The following is a 23383-nucleotide window of genomic DNA, read 5'->3' on the forward strand; positions in this document are numbered from 1 at the left end:
CCTAGCTCAGCCAATGCTGAGCTAGCAGTGTAAACACTTTTATGCATTTAACTTCTCCTTGGCGCCAGCACTTTCCTTGTTTTGAGTTATTCGATCAGCAAGGAGTTACCTACTTAGACAGCGCCGCCACTGCGCAAAAACCACATATACTGCTGCAAGTTTTACAGCAGCACTACGCGAGTGGCGTGGCTAACGTACACCGTGCACAGCACGCACTGGCTAACCGGATCACTGCAGAACTAGAACAAGCGCGCGCTACCGTACTGCAGTGGCTAGGTGCCACTGATAATGATCAGTTAATTTTTACTAAAGGAGCCACTGATGCATTAAATCTGGTCTGTCACGGCTTAAGCTACCTGTTTCAACCTGGTGATGAAATTGCAGTCAGCCTCTATGAACACCATGCCAACTTGATTCCTTGGCAACAGCTGTGTCAGCGCTTACAACTAAAATTAGTGGTGCTGCCCTTTAATTCCAGTGGTGCCTTAGACCCAATCGCAGCCAAGCAGCTAATTACCCCTAACACCAAGTTGCTAGCACTTAGCCCATTGTCCAATGTGTTTGGCATCACTCAAGATCTCACCCCCACGCTACAACATGCTAAGCAGTGTGGTGCTTTACGCGTACTCGACTGCACCCAATATGCAGTACACCAACGCATTGATCAGCAATTGTTGCAGCACTGTGACTTTTTAGCGCTGTCTTCACACAAGCTGTTTGGTCCTGATGGCGTGGGCATCCTCTGGGCTAGTCAAGCCCAGCACAACCTACTGCGTCCCTATCAGTTTGGTGGCGAGATGGTAGCCCACTGCAGTATTGAGCAGTCTAGCTTTTTACCGGCGCCGTTAGGCTTTGAACCAGGCACCCCTAATATTGCCGGCATTTTAGCCTTTGCCAAGGTCCTGCAATGGTTAGCCGATCTTGATCAAACTGCAATCCAGCACTATGAACAGGCCCTGCATCAACAGCTAATCGAAGGTTTAGAACAGCGAGCTGTCGAATTTGCTGGCAGCCCTAATTGCGCGCTGGCCAGCTTCTCCCACCCGCAGGTACATAGCGCTGATCTAGCCGCTTTACTGGCAGAGCAAGGCATTGCCATTCGAGCCGGTAGTCACTGCGCCCAGCCCCTACTTAAAGCCCTCGGCGCTGAGCAAGGCTTGCTGCGGGTATCGCTTGGTTTTTATAATGACAGCCAAGACCTAACCCGTTTTTTTAGCGCCTATGATGCTGCACTGGAGCTGTTGCTATGACTCCCCTAGCCGAACAAACTTTAGCCTCTTTTATCGCATGTAACAGCTGGGAGCAGCGCTCGCGCCTAGTACTACAAGCTGCCAGTTTATTGCCGGCCTACCCAGAAGCCTTACGCACATCAGCACATTTAGTCGAAGGCTGCACCGCTAAAGTGTGGCTCAGTATCCAATCCACAACACCTGAACTCAACTACCTGATAGACAGCGAAGCCCGCTTACTCAAAGGTTTATTAGCACTAATGCACGTAAGAATTAACGGCTTATCACCCAGTGCATTACAGCGGGTTGATTTGCTGCAGTGGTACCAGCAACTAGGTCTTAACCAACAGCTTACGCCCTCACGAGCAAATGGCTTGCATACCGTATTTCAACAGCTTTTAGCCCACAGCCTACACTAAGTACTTTTCTCAAAAAGCATTTTCAGCTAAGGTATGCGCCCGCTTCGGAGTCGCTATGTCACGCTTGTCTTGGTCTACCCACGCTTATTTCCTTATTGTTCCCGACGAGCAACTGGACTTGTTTGCCTGTAAAGAGCCACGCCTGCACTTAGCCACCCGCCAACTGGATCTAACTTTTCCAGCTGATCAAACCCTATGCCAGAGTTTATTTCCAGCTTACCCCGAGCTGATTCCGTTAACTAAGGAACTGCTTAAACAATATCGAAAAACCTTGTGCCCCCACTGCTTACAACAATTGCAGCTAGATAAAAAATATAAACAAGCACGGGTTCAAGTGACCTTTAGTACTGCCTCGACTCTGATTAGCAAGCAAGCCTAAACCGCAGCACTTGACGCACAGAAAATTCCCTATATAATAAGCGACCATTATAGGCACATAGCTCAGCTGGTTAGAGCACCACCTTGACATGGTGGGGGTCGTTGGTTCGAATCCAATTGTGCCTACCAAATATTAAAAAGCGCATCTGTAAATGCGCTTTTTTTATACCTCAACTTTTTATAATCAATAAAAAAGCCTCAGTACACGAAGGAACTGAGGCTTACTCTTAATCAACTAAACCGTCTTAAAACGCTAAACCTACTTTCACACCGTACTCATCATTCTTAAGTTCTGAGCCTGTGATGTCACGCTTAGTTTTCAATTTATAATTGTGCTGGGTATAGTACAAACCTGCAGTAATGGGTAGATCGTTATAGCCTTTATCCCACATGAAAGTTAATTCGGCATAAGGATTATGCTTATTTTTCATGTCTACTTTTTCGTTACCTAGCCCTTGTACGTGCACCTTGGTGGTAGCATCAATATTGTAACGTGACCCCACTTCTAAACGGGTCAGCACCGTATCGCCTTGGTGGTTAAACCCAACACCTGCTTTCGCAAATGGCATCTTATTGGTAAGACGCACATTGGTGCCTTTTTTGTCATCGTAACGGCTGTGCTCGTAACCTACACCTAATAAACCGTCCACATAGTTACGCTCGTCAATACTTAAACGGTAACCACCATCTAAATCCAGCTGTACCTCACGGTTTTTTACATCACCTTTTTTACCGTACTGCGCATGAGCGCCCGCTTGGTAAATAAAGCCCTCTTCACCGGTTAGCTTGTTACCAAAGTTATAGTAAATACCGCCTTTAGGCATACGCTCTTTAGAGTTATCGAGCTTATCTATTTTTGAAGTTAACTTATAACGGTTATGGCTACCCATTAAACCAATATTAGAAATAGGATCAGCTGCCTGAGCCATGAAAGGGGCCAGTAAAATCGTGGCAGCAGAAGCACCCATTAATACTTTTTTCATCGTCATAAATCTGTCTCCTAGCTCGTTTCATTTAGTATGAAGCTACCTATACCGACTAAAGTCCTGCATAAAAAGTTCAGAAAAAATCTTGATGAGCTGAGAATCAGTTCGCTTAAAAAACAACAAAGCCCGACTAATAATCTTAGTCAGGCTTGGCATAGGGTTTAACTAAAGCTATGATTTATAAAGGATTTCCACGGTTTCCGTGCTGCGCAACAAAATCCTGTACTGCCGCTAAGTCATTAGCTAACACCGTGCAGCGTTCTTCACGCTCAAACAAATCTGCCATATGAGGCGGCAACTTTGATTTGACACTCGGCACTGCTTTTTCAACTGCCTCCGGGAATTTAACTGGATGCGCTGTACCTAAAATCACCATCGGAGTTAATACACTACGGCGGCACTCACGGGCAGATTTTACTCCAATAGCGGTGTGTGGATCCAACACCTCACCAGTTTGCTGATAAACCTCAGCAATGATGTCACAGGTTTGCTGATCATCCACCGCTAGCGAATCAAACAGTTTACGGGTTTCAGTCCAACGGTCATCTTCTACCGACATTTTTCCTGTTGCGCGGAAAGTATCCATCAGCTCGGCCACCAAAGCACCGTTGCGACCATGCATATCAAACAGTAAGCGCTCAAAGTTAGAAGACACCATGATATCCATCGACGGTGATAAAGTCGGATGTAAAGTATCTTTATCGTAACGATTACCGCTCATAAAGCGATGCAAAATATCATTGCGGTTAGTCGCAACAATCAGTTGATTAATTGGTAGCCCCATATTGCGCGCTAAGTATCCGGCAAAAATATCACCAAAGTTACCGGTTGGCACTGAGAACGCCACAGAGCGCTGAGGAGCGCCCAATTGGATTGCGGCATGGAAGTAATAGACAATTTGCGCCATGATTCGCGCCCAGTTGATCGAGTTCACCGCCACTAAGCGCGTACCCTTCAAAAAACCCTGATCCGCAAAGCTGGCTTTTACCATCTCTTGGCAATCATCAAAATTACCTTCAATGGCAATATTATGAATGTTATCGCTAATGGCGCTGGTCATTTGCCGGCGCTGAACTTCTGAAACACGTTGATGTGGGTGCAAAATAAAAATATCAACATTTTCACAGCGACGGCAGCCTTCAATAGCCGCAGAACCGGTATCACCAGAGGTAGCGCCCATAATCACTACCCGCTCACCGCGCTTAGTCAGCACATGATCAAGCAGACGACCGAGCAATTGCAGAGCAAAGTCTTTAAACGCAAGGGTCGGCCCATGGAATAATTCCATCACCCACTCATTACCTGCTAACTGACGCAAAGGAGCTACCGCTGCATGCTCAAACACACCATAGGTGTCTTTTAAGATGGCTTTAAAATCAGCATCTTCAATACAGCCTGCAACAAAGGGCCGCATCACATTGAAAGCGAGCTCGTGGTAAGGCAAACCAGCCCAAGATGCCATCTCTTCCACGGTAAAACGCGGCAAATTTTCTGGCACATACAAACCGCCATCACTGGCCAAACCCGCCAGCAATACTTCCTCAAAATTCAGCGCGGGGGCTGCACCGCGAGTACTGATATAACGCATGGGATACCTATGCTCCAAATAATTGATGATTAGGCCAGTTGCTCTACGCGAATACGGACCACCGCGCCAGAAATGCTGTCGAGCTTTTCAAGCTCAGTTACAGCTTCGTTAATCAACTGCTCCTGGACTCGATGGGTAACCAAAATCATTGGCACTAAGCCTTCTTGCTCTTCAGCTTCAAGCTGCATGATTGACTCTATATTTATACCACGCTCAGACATAATACTCGCTACCTGAGCCAGTACGCCTGGATGATCTTGAGCTTGAATACGCAAGTAGTAAGCGCTTTCACACTGTTCTATCGGTAAAATTGGATGGCTAGAAAGCGCATCGTCTTGGAAGGCCAAATACGGTACACGTGCTTCAGGAGCAATTGATAATGAACGCGCCACATCAACAATATCTGCCACTACCGCTGACGCAGTGGGCTCCATGCCGGCACCAGCACCGTAGTACAAGGTGCTACCGACCGCATCGCCATTCACCATGACTGCATTCATCACGCCATTGACGTTAGCAATCAAACGATCGGCTGGAATCATCGTCGGGTGCACCCGCAACTCAATACCGTCGGCCGTACGGCGTGCAACGCCTAAATGCTTAATCCGATAACCTAAGGCCTCAGCATAATTCACATCAGCAGTCGTCAACTGAGTGATACCTTCGGTATAGGCTTTATCAAACTGTAACGGAATCCCAAAGGCAATCGAGGCCAAAATAGTGAGCTTATGCGCCGCATCAATGCCTTCCACATCAAACGTAGGATCAGCTTCGGCATAACCTAAAGCCTGAGCCTCGGCTAACACATCGGCAAAATCACGGCCTTTTTCACGCATCTCACTTAAAATAAAGTTACCAGTACCGTTAATAATACCTGCTAACCAATTAATCCGGTTACCGGCTAAGCCTTCACGAATCGCTTTAATCACTGGAATACCGCCCGCTACGGCAGCTTCAAAACTAACACTCACGCCTTTTTCGCGAGCTTTAGCGAAGATTTCATTACCGTGTAAAGCAATCAAGGCTTTGTTAGCAGTCACTACATGCTTACCGTTTTCAATTGCCTGCAGCACCAGATCTTTAGCGATAGTATCGCCACCGATTAATTCCACCACGACATCGACTTCAGGGTTAGTGACTACAGCAAAAACATCATCGGTAATCAGCGTGTTACTGGTATCGCAGTGCGGGTTACGCGCACGGGTGGCTACCTGAATCACTTCAATAGCACAGCCCGCACGGCGCGTAATTTCTTCTGCATTTCGCTTTAAAACGTTAAAAGTTCCGCCACCAACAGTGCCGAGTCCACAGATCCCTACTTTGACCGATTTCACGCAGTTTGATCCCCATGACAGTAACAGCGCAGGATACGCCATTGATTAATAGTTTTAGCCTAAGGCCAGGCGCGTTAGCCGCGCCTTGCAATCTGATAAATACTTGACCGCTCAGCAGTGAGCGCTCTGGCAAAATAACGCTAAAGCCTACCACATTTCCGCCGCTAACGAACAATATCACAGCAGTTATTAGCGGTTTTATCCCCGCGGGTGATGTTGCGCATGCAATTGCTGTAAGCGCACATTAGCTACATGGGTATAAATTTGCGTGGTAGACAGATCAGTATGCCCTAGCAGCATTTGCACCACCCGCAAATCAGCACCATGATTAAGCAAGTGGGTAGCAAATGCATGTCGCAAGGTGTGCGGCGATAATGGTTTGGTGATTCCCGCAGTAGCGGCATGGCGCTTAATTCGATGCCAAAACGTCTGCCGCGTCATTTGACTGCCACGCAAACTAGGAAATACCACATCCGATAGTTTTAGCCCCAATAAAATAGGTCGAACTTGCTGCAAATAACGCTCTAACCACTGAATTGCTTCCTCACCTAAGGGCACCAAGCGCTCCTTGCCACCCTTACCTATTACTCGAATCACACCTTGACGGAGATTGAGCTCATCTAGGCGCAAAGCCACTAACTCACTGACACGCAAACCACTAGCGTACAGTACCTCAAGCATGCAACGATCACGCATGCCCAAGGTATCTTCACAGTCCGGAGCAGACAATAATTGTTCTACATCTTGCTCAGTTAAGGTATCTGGCAAGGCGCGCCCTAGCTTTGGCATGTCAATCAATAGTGTGGGGTCTTCGTCAATCAAGCGCTGCTCAAGTAAAAAAGCATAGAATCCACGGACACTGGATAAAAAACGAGCAGTAGCGCGAGCGCTATAACCTTGCTGCAAACGCCAGGCTAAATAAGCCAATAGTTGATCACGACTGACTCGCTGCAGCTCAGGCTGCCGTGACTGTGCCAGCCAACTGGCAAACTGCAACAGATCGGTGCGATAAGCCATCCGAGTATTTTTTGCCAACCCTCGCTGTAACCAAAGCGCATCTAAATAACGCTCAATTAGCTCTGCTGCAGCCATATTTTTCTAACCCTAGGTTTTGATTCATAACTTATATTTATCACCTGCTTAACTAGGAATTCGCTGGCGAATTCTCAACGCACTTAATACTGCCCCTAACACTGCCAAGCCACAGGCTACACTAATTGCAAGTTGCCCGGCATTTGCCGGATACCAAGTAAACAATAAGGCCACCAAAGAAGCGCCCAAGGTTTGCCCAGTGAGGCGCGCCGTACCAAGCATACCGCTGGCACCGCCACTGCGATTAGCCGGAGCCGAACTAATTAAGGTGTAATTATTAGGCGATTGAAAGAGCGCAAAGCCTGCCCCACAGAGTGCCACCCGCCAAGCAAAGTCGGCATTGCTCACTTGCTCACCTAACACCGCCAACAGGCCTAAGCCTAATGCAAACAGAGCCAAACCTAAGGCCCCCAAAATTCCAGCATGCACCTTACCCACTAAACGCCCAGCGATCGGCGCCACAATCATCACCGCAATTGGCCAAGGCGTTAATAAAAGCCCCGTCTCAACCACACCGCGCTGCAATACCCCCTGCAAATAGAAAGGCAAGGAAATCATGACCAACATCTGCGCAGTAAAGGAACTCATGGAAGTAATAATTGATAAGCGAAAAATAGGTATACGCAATAAATCCAAAGGTAATAATGGCACGCTTGAGCCTTGCTGCTGACGCACAAAAAGAGTGCCGATCAACCCACAACCCACAACTGCACCGACAATTAAGCCACTGCTTAGTTGATGCGCTAATCCACTGACAGCTAAGAAGAACAAGCCAAAAGTTAACGCATTAAATACCGCGCCTAAGTAATCGTAAGCATGCTCTGGCTTCTGTGGAATCCGTCGTGGTAAAAACTTAAAGGATAAAATAGCAGCAGCTAATCCAACTGGCACATTAATCCAAAATAACCAGTGCCAACTAGCAACGGACAACACCGCAGCGGCGATACTCGGCCCTGCGGCAGCCGATAAAGCGACGACCAATGAGTTAATCGCCATCCCACGCCCAAGCTTTGCCTTTGGATAAATTTGCCGCACTAAAGCTGTATTGACACTCATCACTGCTGCAGCTGAAACGCCCTGCAGGGTGCGAGCTGCAACCAAGGAGCCTAAACTGGGAGCAAAACCACAAAGTAATGAGGTAAAAATAAAACTGACAATACCGGTTAAGTAAATGCGATGGTAACCCAATCGATCACCCAGCGATGACAAAGGCAGCAGACTAATTAAAACCGCCAGCTGGAAGGCATTTACGGCCCAAATCGAGTGGGCCTCGGTGGTTTGGAGTTCACGGGTAACTGTGGGTAACGCCACGTTGACAATGGTGCCATCCAGCACCGATAGCATAATCCCCAAGCCAATCGCGACTATTGCCCCATAGCGTTGCGGGGTAGCCAATCCATCCGGACAGGGTTGACGCATACTCTACTCCTTCAACAATGACTGAATCAGAGATGGACAACAGTTTCGCCGATTGTTCACCCATCATCCAGCTTACTTCAGCTAATTACGCGCCAAGTTTTGGACCAGCAGCCACACTTAAAAATACATTCGATAATGCACCGTGTAGTTTTCCACCCCATCATTGGGCCGCTTAATTCCCGCATTCGAGTAATGGATCACCCGCACCCCAACTTCTTGCTGGGCAAAACGTAGCCCCATACCGATGCGGTCCTCAAACTGCAAAGCCGTGCTGAGCTTTTGCTTTTCTAAACGAGTCTTACTAAAAGCAGCTAAACCGATACCCGCTTCGACATAAGGCTTCACTACACGTGCATTAAATTCGTAGCGAAAAACCGGACTCAGCGACAAACTGTGATTGTCTACCGTCTTGTCGCCTTGCCAATAGGTGTAAGCACCATCCCAATACCCTGATAACTGCCCTGTATCGGTGACCCACCAGCTGCGCTTAAATTCTGACTGGGCAGCTAATCTTAACGTCCAAGTAGACTCACCGGTAAAGCCCACTGCAGCAGTAACATCCAGCGCATTGGCTGGTAGGCAATATAGGCTTAGCAATGCCCCAAGCAATGAGGCTAAAGATTTTTTTAGTGGTATGTGCTGCATAGATCTTACTCCTCAATCATAAAATATCTGCTGCGCCATCACTCCAGTGACAACGGCTGCACGGCAGTACGTATGTTTAACAATAGATGCAATACCTGTTCAAATTGTGCGGGCCAGCCGGTGGTATAAAACGCTGGTAAGTGAGCGCTTGACTGATCAGCTAACAGTCCACGTTGAAACAAAACTGTACGCAGCTGCCGAGCAATCGCTGGCCCCGTATCAAATACCTTAATCGAATCATCTAGTAACTCTTCCAGCAAAGGCTTGATAAAGGGGTAATGGGTACAACCCAAGACTAAAGCATCGCACCCCGCCTGCTGAATAGGTTGCAGGTAGCGTTCTAATAGCGCGCGGGTCTCGCTGGTGCTGAGTAGCCCACGCTCAATTTGATCTGCCAAGCCTATGCAAGGCTGACTAACTACTTCAAGTGTGGCGGCATAACGCTCTAATAACGAAGCAAAACGCTGGCTAGACAAAGTGCCTTGCGTCGCCAAAACGCCAATTTTTCCTTGCTTGCTGTAGCTAGCAGCTGGCTTAACCGCAGGCTCCAAGCCAATAATAGGTAGCTCTGGCCAACACTCCCGTAAATACCCCGCTGCGGCAGCCGTAGCGGTATTACAGGCAACAATAACTGCTTTAGCTTGCTGCGCTAACAGGTATTCGGTTAGTTTTACACTGCGTTCAATCACTAACGCATTGGGCTTATCGCCATAAGGCAAGTAGTGACTATCGGCAATATAAATTAAACGCTCATTGGGTAATAACGCTTGCACCTCGGTTAATACCGATAAGCCACCTACCCCAGAATCAAAAATCCCAATTGGCGCTTGCATTACTTGACGCCTAACGACCCATGAGTGGTAGCACAGACCGGACACTCAGGATCACGTTTAACTTTTAGCTCGCGAAATTCGGTAGTCAGGCCGTCAACCAATAACAGGCGCCCGACCATTGAGCGACCAAATCCAACCAGTTGCTTGATCGTTTCTAAAGCTTGCAAGCTACCAATCGTGCCTACCAATGGCCCCAACACTCCGGCTTCACTACAGGTCAGCTGTTGCTCATCACCGGCCCCATACAAACAAAAATAACAAGGGCTATTGTCAACTCTGGGGTCAAATGCCGTAAGCTGACCATGCAAACGAATCGCCGCCCCACTAATCCAAGGTGTTTGCTGGGCAATACAGACTTGATTGAGCTGCTCACGAATTAAAAAATTATCCGTACAATCTAAAACGATCGTCGCCTGCTGCACCCACGCCGCCAAGCTGTCTGCATCCAGTTGCTGATCAATGCTGTGCAGCACAATTTCTGGATTAAGTGCCCGTAAACGCGCTTGGGCCGACTCAGTTTTTAGCTGCTCAACTGTTTCTGTGGAGTGCAAAATTTGCCGCTGTAAATTGGTGTGATCGACCCGATCAAAATCAGCTAATAATAAACGTCCCACTCCCGCTGCTGCTAAATACAAAGCCACAGGAGAGCCTAGACCACCTAAGCCAACAATCAACACCGTGCTATTTTTTAGCGCCAACTGCCCTTCAATATCAACCTGCTGCAGCAGCACTTGACGACTGTAACGCAGTAACTCAGCATCGCTTAACATGGAACTCACACCTCTAAATGCCCTCTGCAATGCTTAGTTTATGCACCACTGCCCGAAGGTAATACGATCATTACGTCCTAGATCTTGCTTAGTCTCAACCGCTAAAAAACCTTGTGCCAACATCAAGGCTTGCACCGCTTCGGCTTGATCATAACCATGTTCCAACAGTAGCCAACCGTGTCTAGCTAAATACTTAGGCGCCTGCTGAATAATATGGCGGATATCGTCTAGCCCATCAGCGCCTGAAGTCAGCGCAGAAATCGGCTCAAAGCGCACATCGCCTTGGGCTAAATGGGGATCCTGCTCCGCAATATAGGGCGGATTACTGACAATCAACTGGTAACGACTTCCAGCCAGTGATTCAAACCAGTCACTGGTTAAAAAGCGCGCATTAGTTAAGCCCACTTGTTGCTGATTTTGCTGCGCTAAAGCCACCGCTTCAGGCACGCGATCCACTCCTGTCACTTGCCAGTTTGGGCGCTCACTCGCTAGAGCCAAGGCAATGGCGCCCGTACCTGTACCTAAATCCAACACCTGTAGCCCTTCTGCCTGCGCCTTTAAGGGCAGTTGCAGCGCTTGCTCGACCAAGGTTTCAGTATCTGCACGAGGAATCAAAGTACTGGGCTCAACGCTTAAGTCGAGGCTCCAAAAACCTTGTTTACCCACAATATAGGCAATCGGCTCCCCGGCCACTCGCCGCGCCAACAACTGCTCAAAGTGTGCCAACTGCTCGGCAGTCAGCACTTGCTCTGACCACGCAAACAAATAGCTACGTGGCTTGCCCAGCACCTGACACAGCAATAACTCAGCATCTAACTGCGCAGTGTCTGACTCAATCACTGCGCTGCTTTGCGTAAGCAGCGTCTGAATGGTGGTTAGCATTACAATCAGTCGCCTAAAGCCGCTAATTGATCGGCTTGGTACTCCAGCAACAGAGGGGCCAACACTTGCTCTAACTCACCATTAATCACATCCGCTAATGAATAGAGCGTAAGGTTAATGCGATGATCAGTGACTCGACCCTGCGGATAGTTATAGGTACGAATACGCTCTGAGCGATCGCCCGACCCCACTAAAGAACGACGCGTATCAGAAATTTCTTGTTGAGCAGCGCTACTTTGCTGATCTTCTAAACGAGCCGCTAACCAGGCCATGGCCCGCGCTCGGTTTTTATGCTGTGAGCGCTCTTCCTGACACTCCACCACCGTACCCGTGGGTAAGTGAGTAATACGTACCGCAGAGTCTGTTTTGTTAACGTGCTGACCACCAGCGCCTGAGGCGCGGTAGGTATCAATCCGTAAATCGGCCGGGTTAATTTCAATCGCCGCTTGCTCATCTGGCTCAGGCAGAATCACTACGGTACAGGCAGAGGTATGCACGCGGCCTTGAGATTCGGTCTCTGGCACTCGCTGCACGCGGTGCGCACCGGATTCAAACTTGAGCTGACCGTACACATTATTGCCTTCAACCCGCGCAATTACTTCTTTATAGCCGCCGTGCTCGCCCTCATGCTCCGACAAAATTTCTACCCGCCAGCCTTGGTTTTCAGCGTAGCGTAAATACATGCGAAATAAGTCGCCAGCAAAAATAGCTGCTTCGTCCCCACCGGTACCCGCACGCACCTCTAAAAACACGTTACGACTATCATTGGGGTCTTTTGGCAACATTAAGCGTTGCAGCTCATCTTCTAATTGCTCGATCTGCTGTTTAGCGGTTGCGGCTTCTTCTTCCGCCATCTCACGCATTTCTGGATCGCTGTCTTTTAACAGTAATTGTGCCTCGGCAAGATTGGCTTGATTGTCTTTCCAGTCTTGAAACGTTTTAACCACTGGCTCAACCTCAGCGTACTCTTTAGAGCAGGCACGAAACTGCTCTTGATCGCTGATAATTTGTGCATCGCCCAGCATGGCGGTTAATTCTTCAAATCGATCTTGAAGAATCTCCAGTTTTTTCACTAATGACGCTTTCATTTGCTGGGTTCACCCGTATTAAGTCCAAATAATTCCTGAGCCAAGTTCAGCGCTTCATTGCGCCCATCGGCTGTCAAGCGTTTAAGCTGCACACTGGGTGCATGTAAAAATTTGTTAGTTAACCCACGGGCTAACTGCGCCAGCACTTCCTCTGCAGGTGTACCATTGGCTAACGAGCGTTGGGCTTTCTCTAACTCTTCATCACGTAACTGCTCGCCTTGCTGACGAAATGCCCGCAGTACATCAACTGCACTCAACTCTCGTAGCCGCTGCATAAAGTCTTGAGCGCCACGTACCACTAAATCTTCTGCAGCCTTCGCTGCGCCTTGGCGGCTTTTTAAGTTTTCGCTAACTACTTCATGTAGATCATCGACACTGTATAAATACACATCACTGAGCTCACCAACCTCAGCTTCAATATCACGGGGTACGGCAATATCCACCATAAAAATGGGTTGGTGTTTGCGTTGTTTTAGTGCACGCTCAACCGCGCCTTTACCTAAAATAGGCAACTGACTGGCGGTTGAACTGATCACAATATCGCTTTTAACCAGCTCATCGGGAATATCAGATAATAAAACCGCCTCGCCAGCAAACTCTTGGGCCAGCTCTTCAGCACGCGCTAAAGTACGGTTGGCCACCACAATTTTTTTCACGCCCTGCTCATGTAAATGACGGGCCACCAAGCTAATGGTTTCACCAGCACCAATTAACAGTGCCCTACTGGTCGATAAGTCACTAAAAATTTGCTTAGCCAAACTGACTGCCGCAAAAGCTACTGAGACTGGGTTCTCGCCAATAGCCGTATCAGTACGTACAGTTTTGGCCGTGCTAAAGGTGGCCTGAAACAAACGTCCCAGTAAAGGCCCCATAGTTCCTGCATCACGCGCGTAGTTATAGGAGTCTTTAATTTGCCCCAAAATTTGTGGCTCGCCCAACACCAAAGAATCTAAGCCACAGGCCACCCGCATCATGTGCCGTACCGCTTCTTTATCGGTGTAAACATAAGCACACTTTGCTAAGTCGGCAAACTCTAACTGATGGTATTCAGCCAACCACTGCAAAATTGATTCAGGGTTAATCTGCTCTACATCTAAATACAGCTCACTGCGGTTACAGGTTGACAGAATAGCCGCTTCTCGCCCCTTAACGTGCTGGCACAGTTGCTGTAAAGCCCCAACCAATTGATCAGGACCAAACGCCACGCGCTCACGCACCTCAACCGAGGCTGTTTTATGATTAATACCTAGAGCAATAAAAGCCATGTACAGTCGCTAAACAGTTAAATAAAGTGGGTAATTCTCCTACTTTCAACCGCTCAGAACAACCTCCCCCTGATTAACTTCAACATAAAAGACTAAACGAGGTATTTTACACACTCTCTAGGTTTTCGGGTAACCGCAGAATTTCTACTAGGGTTAAGGTGTCTTCAGCGACACAACTCGCGTCTCATAGCTTAGTGAAACAAACTCTGTACGCTATTATGCAAAGACACTGAATTGTGGCTAGAATCTGTTGCACCTGAACTTAGCCCTGTGTTTTTTCTCTGATAAAATTCACCGTGCATGGATTTAGTGGCAGCATTCGGCTATCTGCGGCTGTTCACTTTCATGATCAATAACCTAATACACGTGATGCAGGCTCTATGAATCGTCTTTTTACGCTGTTACCTCTTTGCTTAGCCCTTGCCGCTTGCCAGGCGGTAACTTCTACTCCGCCAACGGAGCCTTCCGCGCAAGCCGCGACCAACACTCCAGCCACTGTGGCGGCTCTACCTGCCAGCAAAAGCTTTACCGAAGAAACCCTGTTATCGCTATTAGTGGCTGAAATTGCCGGTCAACGCGAAGAGTTCGATTACGCCCTGCAAAGCTATAGCGCAGCCGCACAAGCTACCAAAGATCCTGCAATTTCTCGGCGTGCGTTTTTTATCGCCGAGTACATGAATGCCTCTGAGTACCTACTAAGCACTGCAGAAACTTGGTCGCAAGCAGCCCCAGATGACGTAGAAGCCCAGCGTGCATTCGCTATTCAGCTCGCCAGTCACGGACAGCTTACTCGCTCAATGACCATCATGGAGCAATTGCTGCAAGCTGACGCTGAAACCAACTTTGATTTTTTAGCGCTATCAGCCAGCCAAGCCAGTGACAGCACCCTACAAAATTTATTAGGCACTTTTAAGCAGCTAAGCCGCAAACACCCGCAGAATTTACAAATTATCTATGGGTATGCCTTACTGCTCAATCAAGCAGATCGCCCAGAGCGCGCCCTCAAAGTACTGCAGCGACACCCTGCTGCATCGCAGCACACCGCGCCCCTATTATTACAAGCCTCATTATTGACGCAACTGGATCGAAAATCTGAGGCGGTGCCGGTCTTAAAACAAGCAGCAGAGCTACGGCCAAATGATATTCGCGTACGATTAAACTACGCTCGCCTACTCATTGAGCTGGAGCGCTTAGAAGAGGCGCGCAGTGAATTTTTAGATCTACACAATCGCTACCCCGAGAATGAAGACATTCGTCTATCTTTGGGCTTAGTCAATTTAGACCTTGAAGCTTGGCAAGAAGCTGAGGTGTATTTAACTCAACTGATTGACGATGAGCTACTAGTAGATGCCGCCCATTTTTACTTAGGCCTCACCTATGAGGGCATGCAAGAATATAAAGCTGCACTAGAAGAACATAAGCTCGTTACCCCCAGCCCTTACTTTCTTAATGCTCAGCAGCGGGTAATGGAGCTGATGCTGCAATTGCAACCCACTGCTGACACCTTGGCCTACGCTGAACTCCAGCGCCAACGTCATCCTGATCTAGCGGTAGATCTGTATATGCTACAGGTTGCTAGCCTCAAAGAGCATGACGCTACAGAAGCGGCTTGGACTTTGATTAACCAAGGCCTAAACGATTATCCGGATGATATTCCACTGCTTTATAGCCGTGCGATGCTGGCAGAGTCTGCCGGTGACCTCAAGCAAACGGAGCAAGATTTAAAGTTAATTTTACGTTTAGAGCCAAACAATGCCATGGCAATGAATGCACTAGGCTATACCTTGCTCGAACAAACACCGCGTCTAGAAGAAGCCAAAACCTTAATTGAGCAAGCGCATAAGCTCAACCCAGAAGAGCCAGCCACCCAAGACTCTCTTGGCTGGCTGTACTTTAAACTGGACCGTTTAGATGAAGCTGAACACTGGCTACGCCAAGCCTACCATGCTTACCCTGATCCAGAAGTAGCCGCGCACTTAGCTGAGGTACTCTGGCAACGCAATAAGCAACGTGAGGCACGCAAATTATTAAAGCAAGCTTTACAAGAAAGCCCTGAGCACCCTATTGTTTTAGACACCTTGCAACGTTTAACCGGAAAAGATCAGCGCTAATGCTTAGATATTTATTACTCGCCGTACTTGGTTTAACCCTCGTTGGTTGTTCCAACCTAACCCCAAAGCCCGATCAGCCAACAGGTCATTCGGCTTTAACTTGGCAGACCCATGAACAAAGTGTGCGCCCAATCAGCCAGTGGAATTTATCCGGCAAATTAGGCCTACGCAGCCCAGCTCAATCCGGTAGTGCACTGCTAACTTGGTACCAAGATCAGCAATATTTTGATATTCGCCTGAACGGCCCACTCGGCCAAGGCGCTACCCGACTATCTGGACAACCTGGCCGAGTGCGCCTAGACATTAGCAGCAAAGGCTCGTTTGTTGCCGAATCTGCAGAAACCCTAATGCAGCAAGAGTTAGGCTGGTCACTGCCAGTAGAGTTTTTATTATCTTGGGCTAAAGGCTTACCTGTGCCCAAACTGGCTGCCCATACTGAGTTTGATGAGTTCGCTCGCCTGAGCCGCCTACAACAAGCTGGCTGGGACATTCACTACCTAGACTACGAGTCTGAAGCTCAAGGCGCCCTGCCTACACGGATGAAAGTGAGCGGCCACAACTTACAACTAACCTTAGTGATTAAAGAATGGAACGCCCAAAGCGCGTTATAACAAGCCCGAACAATGAGTTAACATGACCCAGCCACTCATCACACTAACCTCTCCCGCCAAGCTTAATTTAATGCTGCATATTATCGGCCGGCGCGCTGATGGTTACCATCAACTGCAAACGGTGTTTCAGTTTTTGGACTATGGCGACAGCATGCAATTTAAGCTGCGCACTGATCATCAACTGATCCTGCATGACCCGTTACCCGGTGTCCTGCCTGAGCAGAACCTCATTTTACGTGCGGCGCATCTGCTACAACAGCACAGCAATGCTCAGCAAGGCGCTGAAATCTGGCTAAATAAACAACTGCCAATGGGCGGCGGTGTGGGTGGCGGCAGCTCCAATGCTGCCACTACGTTACTGGCGCTCAATCACCTTTGGCAGTGTCAGCTATCCCTCACTGAGCTGGCCCAGCTAGGCTTACAATTAGGCGCGGATGTGCCTGTGTTTATTCAAGGTCAGGCCTGTTTTGCCGAAGGCGTCGGTGAGCAAATGACTCCTTTAGTGTTACCGGAACCCTGGTTTTTAGTGGTAACGCCTAAGGTCTGCATTAGTACCGCTGAGGTATTTTCCGCCCCTGAGTTGACAAGGGATAGTCAGCCGATTACTATACGCACCGTTCTTGAGCAAGGTCATCGTAATGATTGCCAAGCTGTAGTCGAGAAGTTATACCCTGAAGTGCATGAAGCACTAAACTTACTTGGTCGAGTCTGCCAAGCAAAGTTAACAGGAACTGGTAGCTGTGTATTTGGAAGTTTTCCAAGTCAAGCAGCAGCAGAAAGCGCTGCCAAAACACTACCTAACTCTCTCCCCTACTTTATTGCTAAAGGTGCCAACACTTCGGTTACGCATCGCCAGCTTAATAAACTAAAAGAACTTGGGTAAAACCCTTTAGGGGCGTCGCCAAGCGGTAAGGCAGCAGGTTTTGATCCTGCCATGCGTTGGTTCGAATCCAGCCGCCCCTGCCACATTACGAAACCTTCGAGGTTTCGCGAAAGCGAAGTCTCGAAGGTTTTTTTCGTCAGGCCCACCCTCAGTAACAGGTACTGCGCGTGTCCAAGATGATGATCTTTACGGGGAACGCAAACCCCGACTTAGCGCGCCGCGTCGCGCAACAACTACATATTCCTTTGGGCGATGTGTCCGTAGGTAAATTCTCTGACGGTGAAGTCAGCGTTGAAATTAACGAAAACGTTCGTGGTAAAGACGTGTTCTTAATTCAGCCAACGTGTGCGCCAACTAACGATAACCTCATGGAGCTTATCGTGATGATTGACGCCTTCCGTCGTTCTTCCGCTTCGCGCATTACTGCGGTTGTGCCCTACTTCGGTTATGCACGCCAAGACCGTCGTCCGCGCTCTGCACGGGTTGCAATCAGTGCCAAAGTAGTGGCTGATATGCTAACCGGCGTAGGCGTAGACCGCGTGCTCACGGTTGACTTACACGCTGACCAAATCCAAGGCTTCTTTGATATTCCAGTCGATAATATTTACGGCTCGCCGGTATTAGTTGACGATATCCAAGCCCAACGCTTTGAAAACACCATGATTGTTTCGCCCGATATTGGTGGCGTGGTACGTGCCCGTGCCGTTGCTAAATCCTTAGGCGTTGACCTTGCCATTATTGACAAGCGTCGCCCTAAAGCGAACCAATCAGAAGTCATGCATATTATTGGTGATGTCCAAGACCGCACCTGTATTTTGGTGGATGACATGGTGGATACAGCCGGCACCTTATGCACCGCAGCTCAAGCGTTGAAAGACCGTGGTGCGCAAAAGGTATTAGCCTACTGCACTCACCCGATTCTGTCGGGGCGAGCAATTGAGAATATTACCGGCTCACAGCTAGATGAATTAGTTATTACTAATACCATCCCACTGTCTGCAGCTGCACAAGCCTGTGGTAGAATCCGCCAGCTGGATATTGCACCAGTAGTCGCTGAAGCGGTTCGCCGTATCAGTAACGAAGAATCCATCAGCGCGATGTTTCGCTCATAAACAAAGCATCGAACTGATTTAACCGCCAGCCAAACTGTTAACTGATGTTTGGCTGGTCTTTACAACCCTGCACTAAAAACTGGTCGCAAGTTTTAGTGACAGTGTTTTTATGGAGATACCCATGTCTGAATTTACGCTAAACGTTACTGCACGTAACGACTTAGGGAAAGGTGCGAGCCGCCGCCTACGTCGTAACGCTAACTTAATTCCTGCTGTGATCTACGGCGGTGAAGAAGCTCCTTTATCTGTAAGCTTAGAAACTCGCGAAGTCGCTAAACTACTGTTAAACGAAGCCGCTTTCAGCAGCATCTTAACCTTAAAGTTAGATGGTAAAGATCAACTGGTATTGATCAAAGACTTACAACGTCACCCATCTAAAGGCTTTGTGATGCACGCTGACTTCATTCGCGTAATCGCAGGTCAAGTACTCACCGCTATCGTACCGGTTCACTACCTGAACGAAGAAGAGTGCGTAGGTGTTAAATTAGGTGGTGGTGACTTACTGCGCTCAACCCCTGAGCTAGAAGTTTCTTGCTTACCACAAGATTTACCAGAAGCAATCGAAGTTGACGTACTCAACCTTGAAGTGGGCGAAACCCTGCACTTATCACAAATCGCAGCGCCTAAAGGTGTTGAATTCGTTGCATTAACCAACGAAAACGATTTACCGATCGCCACTGTTCAACCTCCACGTGCTGAGGAAGAAGAGGAAGAAGCGGTAGAAGGCGCAGAAGAAGCACCTGCAGCTGAAGAAGCTAAAGAGGACTAATCCTCTCTTGCTTAGCTAAATCTAAGAGGAGCCCCATTGTGACTGCTGTGAAACTGATCGTTGGACTTGGTAACCCTGGCCCAGAGTACGACCAGACTCGGCATAACGCTGGGGCTCTTTTTGTTGAATTACTGGCTAGGCATATGGGTGTTAATTTGGCACCTGAAAAAAAATATTTTGGCTTAACCGCTAAATTTAGCCATAAGGGCCAAGATATTCGTCTGCTAATTCCTACCACTTATATGAATCGTAGCGGACAAGCGGTGAGCAGCTTGGCAAATTTTTTTCGAATTAAGCCAGAAGAAATTCTCGTCGCCCATGATGAGCTTGATATGCCACCTGGTGTAGCCAAACTCAAGCAAGGTGGTGGTCACGGCGGTCACAATGGACTACGTGATATTATCGCCAGCCTTGGCAACCAAAATAATTTCCTCCGCTTACGCTTAGGCATTGGCCACCCTGGTCATAGCAGCCAAGTAAGCAACTATGTACTCAGTCGTGCTCCACGTACTGAACAAGAGCAATTAGCATCCAGTATTGATTTTGCCCTTGGCGTGCTGCCAGATCTTCTTGACGGCAACCTGTCGCGCGCTATGCAACAGCTGCACAGCCAAAAGGCCTGACTTTTCCCGAGGGACCCATTATGGGATTTAATTGTGGCATCGTTGGATTACCAAACGTTGGTAAATCCACTTTATTTAATGCATTAACTAAATCAGGCATTGCTGCCGAAAACTTCCCCTTCTGTACCATTGAGCCTAACAGCGGTGTAGTGCCAATGCCAGATCCACGCCTCAGCGCCTTAGCTGAAATTGTTAAGCCCGAGCGTGTACTCCCCACCACCATGGAGTTCGTTGATATTGCTGGCTTAGTTGCCGGTGCCTCTAAAGGTGAAGGTCTAGGTAACAAGTTTTTAGCTAATATCCGCGAGACGGATGCCATCGCCCATGTGGTGCGCTGCTTTGAAGACGATAACATTATCCACGTTTCCAACAGCGTTGACCCTAAGCGCGACATTGAAATCATTGACCTTGAACTCATTTTTGCTGACCTCGATAGCGTTGAAAAACAACTGCAAAAAGTGGTCCGCACAGCTAAAGGCGGTGATAAGGATGCAGTAGCGCAAAAAGCCCTGTTAGAAAGGCTACAAGCACACTTTACCGATGGCAAGCCAGCGCGTAGCCTAATCAAAGACTTAAGCGATGAAGAAAAACGCATTGTGCGCGGCTTTCACTTACTAACCAGCAAGCCGGTGATGTACATTGCCAACGTAGCGGAAGATGGCTTTGAGAATAACCCACATCTAGACACTGTACGCGCCATTGCTGAGGCAGAAGGCGCTGTAGTAGTGCCAGTGTGCAATAAAATTGAAGCCGAAATTGCCGAGCTTGAAGACGGCGAAGAAAAAGATATGTTCTTAGAAGCGCTTGGCCTTGAAGAGCCCGGCTTAAATCGTGTGATTCGCGCTGGCTATCAGCTGCTCGATCTACAAACCTACTTTACCGCCGGGGTTAAAGAAGTACGTGCCTGGACCACTAAAGTAGGCGCTACTGCGCCCCGCGCTGCCGCGGCGATCCATACTGACTTTGAAAAAGGCTTTATTCGTGCCGAAGTGATCAGCTACGACGACTTCATTCAGTACCAAGGCGAAGCCGGTGCTAAAGAGGCAGGAAAATGGCGCTTAGAAGGCAAGGAATACATCGTTAAAGATGGCGATGTAATGCACTTTAGATTTAACGTCTAAAGCACTGCCAGCTAAAGACTTAAGCATAAACGAGGGCGAGTGACTCAACATCACTCGCCCTTTGCTTTAGCCAAACTGACCGTACTTAATGATCGCCCAACTTCACTAACATCCGCCCAGTATGTAGCCCTGACAAGATTTGACTAATCGCCGCTGGCACTTGCTCTAAGCTAATTTCAGTGACCAATTGCTCTAAAGCAGGCACACTCCACTCCGCAGCTAACTTATCCCATACCGCTTGTTTTTCTGCTAACGGTAGCTCAACAGAGTCCACCCCCAGCAAATTCACGCCACGTAAAATAAATGGCAAAACGCTAGCATCAAAATTAACCCCGGCAGTTAAGCCACAGCAGGCAGCACTGGCACCGTAGTTCAAAGCTTTAATCGCATTAAACAGCAGATCACCACCTACGGTATCTACCACTCCCGCCCAAACTGGGCGTAGTAATGGCTTATTTAAGCCTTCGGCCAGTTGTTCACGGCTCAGCACCTGCTCCGCCCCTAGGCTGTGCAACCACTCTGCCTGCTCTGCTTTACCGGTGACTGCAGCCACCTTAAAGCCTAATTTACTCAGTAGCGCCACCGCAATACTACCGACGCCACCCGTAGCCCCTGTGACTAATACTGGGCCCTGTTCAGGCGTTAAGCCGGCTTTTAACAGCTTATTAATACACAAGCCAGCCGTTAGTCCAGCGGTGCCATAACTCATTGCCTGCTGCGCGGTTAAGCCCGCCGGGCGTTTAATCGCCCACGCCGCTGGCACCCGAATATAACCAGCCAAGCCGCCGGCGGTATTCATCCCTAAATCATAACCAGTGACAATCACTTCGGTGCCTGGCTGAAAATTAGCCACACTGGATTCAACCACTGTACCTGCGGCATCAATCCCGGGTGTATGGGGATAATGCTTGGTCACACCACGATTACCCGAAGCCGACAACGCATCTTTATAGTTTAAACAGGAGTATTCCACCTTAATCAGCAGCTCGCCCTCAGGTAAGTCGGCTACTGAACGCTCGATAATTTGCTGCTTAAATTCAGGGGTTTCAGTAACCCATAACGCCTTAAAGTGCTTCATAATAACTCCTTAGTCAGCAGCTATTGCCCGCTGCGTTGCTCTTGATTAAGTTTGAGTAGCTTGCTCCAAAGTGTATCAAACACGCTGCCAGCAGCTACCCCTAATTTCTGCGCCAGCTTTTGTTTGCGCGTAAAGCGCAACAAATACACCGATTTTTCTTTCGCCTGTGTGACTAAATACTCTTCACTGGTCATCACCTCATCCACTAAATTCAGCGGCTTGGCATCTAGCCCTAGCCAAGTTTCACCGGTAGCAATTTGCTCAATATCAAGGCTCGGTCGATAATCGCTGACAAAGCGCTTAAATAGTTGATGGGTGACCTCTAACTCCTCAACAAACTTCTGCCGTCCTTCTTCAGTATTTTCTCCTAGCATGGTCAGCGTACGCTTATACTTGCCAGCAGTTAATAGCTCAACATCGACATCATGTTTTTTTAATAAGCGATGAATATTAGGCACCTGAGCCACCACGCCAATCGAGCCTAAGATCGCAAAAGGGGCTGATAAAATACGGTCACCAATACAGGCCATCATATAGCCACCGCTGGCCGCTACCTTATCGACACAAATGGTTAAAGGCACACCTGCTTGCTTAATTCGTGCCAGCTGGGAAGCCGCTAAACCATAACTGTGCACCATGCCGCCGGCACTTTCTAAACGCAGCACAATTTCATCTTGCGCTGTTGCAATAGTCAGCGCTGCGGTAATCATTTCACGTAAATTATCACTCTCTGAAGCTTTAATATCACCATCAAAGTCCATGACAAACACCCGCGCAGTGCCAGTGCTGGCTTGAGTGTTGGCTTTGGCTTGTTTTTTCGCTGTTTTCTCTTGTTTGGCGAGCTGCTTATGCTTGCGCTTGAGCTCATCCTTATCAAGCACTTCGTGCTCAAGGGTATCTTGTAAGTCTTCGAGGTGCTCATTAAAACTAATCACTTCTAACTCACCTTGCGCTTCGCCACGTCCTCGCCCGCGGGCACCTAGCACTAACGACAAGAGCAAGACCAAGGCTAACAACAAGGTGCCAACCTTAGCTAAAAAAACTAAATATTCGTACACGAAGGCCATATTACTTCCTAGTTCAAGGTAAACAGCCAACCATGATACGTGAGCCTTGCCACTTGTTCATTTTTTATCTGCCACACTGC

General features: G+C 48.4%; 23 protein-coding genes and 2 tRNA genes. 12 read left to right on the plus strand and 13 right to left on the minus strand.

The window, feature by feature from the left end; all coding sequences use genetic code 11:
- Positions 1-41: 41 nt before the first annotated feature.
- The 4 genes from AC2T15_RS07000 (at position 42) to AC2T15_RS07015 (ending at position 2155) form a co-directional block, all read left to right on the plus strand.
- Complete coding sequence (locus AC2T15_RS07000) at positions 42-1250, plus strand: aminotransferase class V-fold PLP-dependent enzyme (RefSeq protein WP_486777858.1); 1209 nt, start codon at positions 42-44, stop codon at positions 1248-1250.
- Entirely contained in the window at positions 1247-1648 is a 402-nt protein-coding gene (locus tag AC2T15_RS07005; protein WP_053099773.1) for a SufE family protein, read from the plus strand. Before AC2T15_RS07000 ends, AC2T15_RS07005 begins: the two co-directional genes overlap by 4 nt.
- 55 nt (positions 1649-1703) lie before the next feature.
- On the plus strand, positions 1704-2027 hold the full coding sequence (locus tag AC2T15_RS07010) for a hypothetical protein (protein ID WP_053099774.1): 324 nt from the start codon (positions 1704-1706) through the stop codon (positions 2025-2027).
- Positions 2028-2078: 51 nt separating this feature from the next.
- Positions 2079-2155, plus strand: a tRNA-Val gene (locus AC2T15_RS07015).
- Positions 2156-2271: 116 nt separating this feature from the next.
- On the opposite strand, the gene AC2T15_RS07020 is transcribed toward AC2T15_RS07015, so the two are convergent.
- The 11 genes from AC2T15_RS07020 to hemA form a co-directional block, all read right to left on the minus strand.
- Complete coding sequence (locus AC2T15_RS07020; protein ID WP_486777859.1) at positions 2272-3015, minus strand: outer membrane beta-barrel protein; 744 nt, start codon at positions 3013-3015, stop codon at positions 2272-2274.
- A gap of 175 nt (positions 3016-3190) precedes the next feature.
- Positions 3191-4600: a threonine synthase gene (gene thrC, locus AC2T15_RS07025; RefSeq protein ID WP_486777860.1), complete on the minus strand. Its 1410-nt coding sequence runs from the start codon at positions 4598-4600 to the stop codon at positions 3191-3193.
- A 29-nt stretch (positions 4601-4629) separates the two neighbouring features.
- Entirely contained in the window at positions 4630-5934 is a 1305-nt protein-coding gene (locus tag AC2T15_RS07030; RefSeq protein ID WP_486777861.1) for a homoserine dehydrogenase, read from the minus strand.
- 198 nt (positions 5935-6132) lie between these two features.
- Positions 6133-7026, minus strand: coding sequence for a site-specific tyrosine recombinase XerD (gene xerD, locus AC2T15_RS07035; RefSeq protein WP_286638880.1), 894 nt, complete (start codon positions 7024-7026; stop codon positions 6133-6135).
- A 48-nt stretch (positions 7027-7074) separates the two neighbouring features.
- Positions 7075-8445, minus strand: coding sequence for an MFS transporter (locus AC2T15_RS07040; protein ID WP_486777862.1), 1371 nt, complete (start codon positions 8443-8445; stop codon positions 7075-7077).
- A 117-nt stretch (positions 8446-8562) separates the two neighbouring features.
- Positions 8563-9090 (minus strand): acyloxyacyl hydrolase, encoded by a 528-nt coding sequence (locus AC2T15_RS07045; protein WP_486777863.1) that lies wholly within the window; start codon positions 9088-9090, stop codon positions 8563-8565.
- Between the two features lie 38 nt (positions 9091-9128).
- Positions 9129-9923, minus strand: coding sequence for a glutamate racemase (gene murI / locus AC2T15_RS07050; RefSeq protein ID WP_486777864.1), 795 nt, complete (start codon positions 9921-9923; stop codon positions 9129-9131).
- Positions 9923-10693, minus strand: coding sequence for a molybdopterin-synthase adenylyltransferase MoeB (locus tag AC2T15_RS07055; protein WP_286593899.1), 771 nt, complete (start codon positions 10691-10693; stop codon positions 9923-9925). Before AC2T15_RS07055 ends, murI begins: the two co-directional genes overlap by 1 nt.
- Positions 10694-10726: 33 nt before the next feature.
- Positions 10727-11575, minus strand: a complete 849-nt coding sequence (gene prmC / locus AC2T15_RS07060) for a peptide chain release factor N(5)-glutamine methyltransferase (RefSeq protein ID WP_486777865.1) — start codon at positions 11573-11575, stop codon at positions 10727-10729.
- 5 nt (positions 11576-11580) lie between these two features.
- Positions 11581-12663 (minus strand): peptide chain release factor 1, encoded by a 1083-nt coding sequence (prfA, locus tag AC2T15_RS07065; RefSeq protein WP_053099784.1) that lies wholly within the window; start codon positions 12661-12663, stop codon positions 11581-11583.
- Positions 12660-13928: a glutamyl-tRNA reductase gene (gene hemA, locus AC2T15_RS07070; protein WP_053102572.1), complete on the minus strand. Its 1269-nt coding sequence runs from the start codon at positions 13926-13928 to the stop codon at positions 12660-12662. The genes prfA and hemA overlap by 4 nt, the downstream gene beginning before the upstream one ends.
- A gap of 380 nt (positions 13929-14308) precedes the next feature.
- Between hemA and AC2T15_RS07075 the strand changes: the two genes are divergently transcribed.
- The 8 genes from AC2T15_RS07075 to ychF all read left to right on the plus strand — a co-directional run bounded on the left by AC2T15_RS07075 (position 14309) and on the right by ychF (position 21158).
- Positions 14309-16039, plus strand: a complete 1731-nt coding sequence (locus AC2T15_RS07075) for a tetratricopeptide repeat protein (protein WP_486777866.1) — start codon at positions 14309-14311, stop codon at positions 16037-16039.
- Positions 16039-16650, plus strand: a complete 612-nt coding sequence (gene lolB, locus AC2T15_RS07080; RefSeq protein ID WP_486777867.1) for a lipoprotein insertase outer membrane protein LolB — start codon at positions 16039-16041, stop codon at positions 16648-16650. The genes AC2T15_RS07075 and lolB overlap by 1 nt, the downstream gene beginning before the upstream one ends.
- A gap of 22 nt (positions 16651-16672) precedes the next feature.
- Complete coding sequence (ispE, locus tag AC2T15_RS07085; RefSeq protein WP_486777868.1) at positions 16673-17533, plus strand: 4-(cytidine 5'-diphospho)-2-C-methyl-D-erythritol kinase; 861 nt, start codon at positions 16673-16675, stop codon at positions 17531-17533.
- An 8-nt stretch (positions 17534-17541) separates the two neighbouring features.
- Positions 17542-17616 (plus strand) — tRNA-Gln (locus tag AC2T15_RS07090).
- 84 nt (positions 17617-17700) lie between these two features.
- Positions 17701-18645, plus strand: coding sequence for a ribose-phosphate pyrophosphokinase (locus tag AC2T15_RS07095; protein ID WP_053099789.1), 945 nt, complete (start codon positions 17701-17703; stop codon positions 18643-18645).
- A gap of 121 nt (positions 18646-18766) precedes the next feature.
- The gene (locus AC2T15_RS07100) at positions 18767-19414 is read left to right on the plus strand and encodes a 50S ribosomal protein L25/general stress protein Ctc (RefSeq protein ID WP_053102576.1); all 648 of its coding nucleotides are present in this window, start codon (positions 18767-18769) and stop codon (positions 19412-19414) included.
- Between the two features lie 38 nt (positions 19415-19452).
- Positions 19453-20037 carry an aminoacyl-tRNA hydrolase gene (gene pth, locus AC2T15_RS07105; RefSeq protein WP_053099791.1) on the plus strand — a complete coding sequence of 195 codons (585 nt, stop codon included), beginning with the start codon at positions 19453-19455 and terminating at the stop codon, positions 20035-20037.
- Positions 20038-20057: 20 nt separating this feature from the next.
- Positions 20058-21158, plus strand: a complete 1101-nt coding sequence (ychF, locus tag AC2T15_RS07110) for a redox-regulated ATPase YchF (RefSeq protein ID WP_486777869.1) — start codon at positions 20058-20060, stop codon at positions 21156-21158.
- A gap of 85 nt (positions 21159-21243) precedes the next feature.
- Here ychF and AC2T15_RS07115 read toward each other — a convergent pair whose 3' ends face one another.
- Together AC2T15_RS07115 and sohB are read right to left on the minus strand one after the other, a co-directional pair.
- The gene (locus AC2T15_RS07115) at positions 21244-22236 is read right to left on the minus strand and encodes a YhdH/YhfP family quinone oxidoreductase (RefSeq protein WP_486777870.1); all 993 of its coding nucleotides are present in this window, start codon (positions 22234-22236) and stop codon (positions 21244-21246) included.
- Between the two features lie 20 nt (positions 22237-22256).
- Positions 22257-23303 carry a protease SohB gene (gene sohB, locus AC2T15_RS07120; RefSeq protein ID WP_053105771.1) on the minus strand — a complete coding sequence of 349 codons (1047 nt, stop codon included), beginning with the start codon at positions 23301-23303 and terminating at the stop codon, positions 22257-22259.
- Positions 23304-23383 lie beyond the last annotated feature (80 nt).

Source organism: Thiopseudomonas sp. SA1F2-1K (assembly GCF_057443035.1).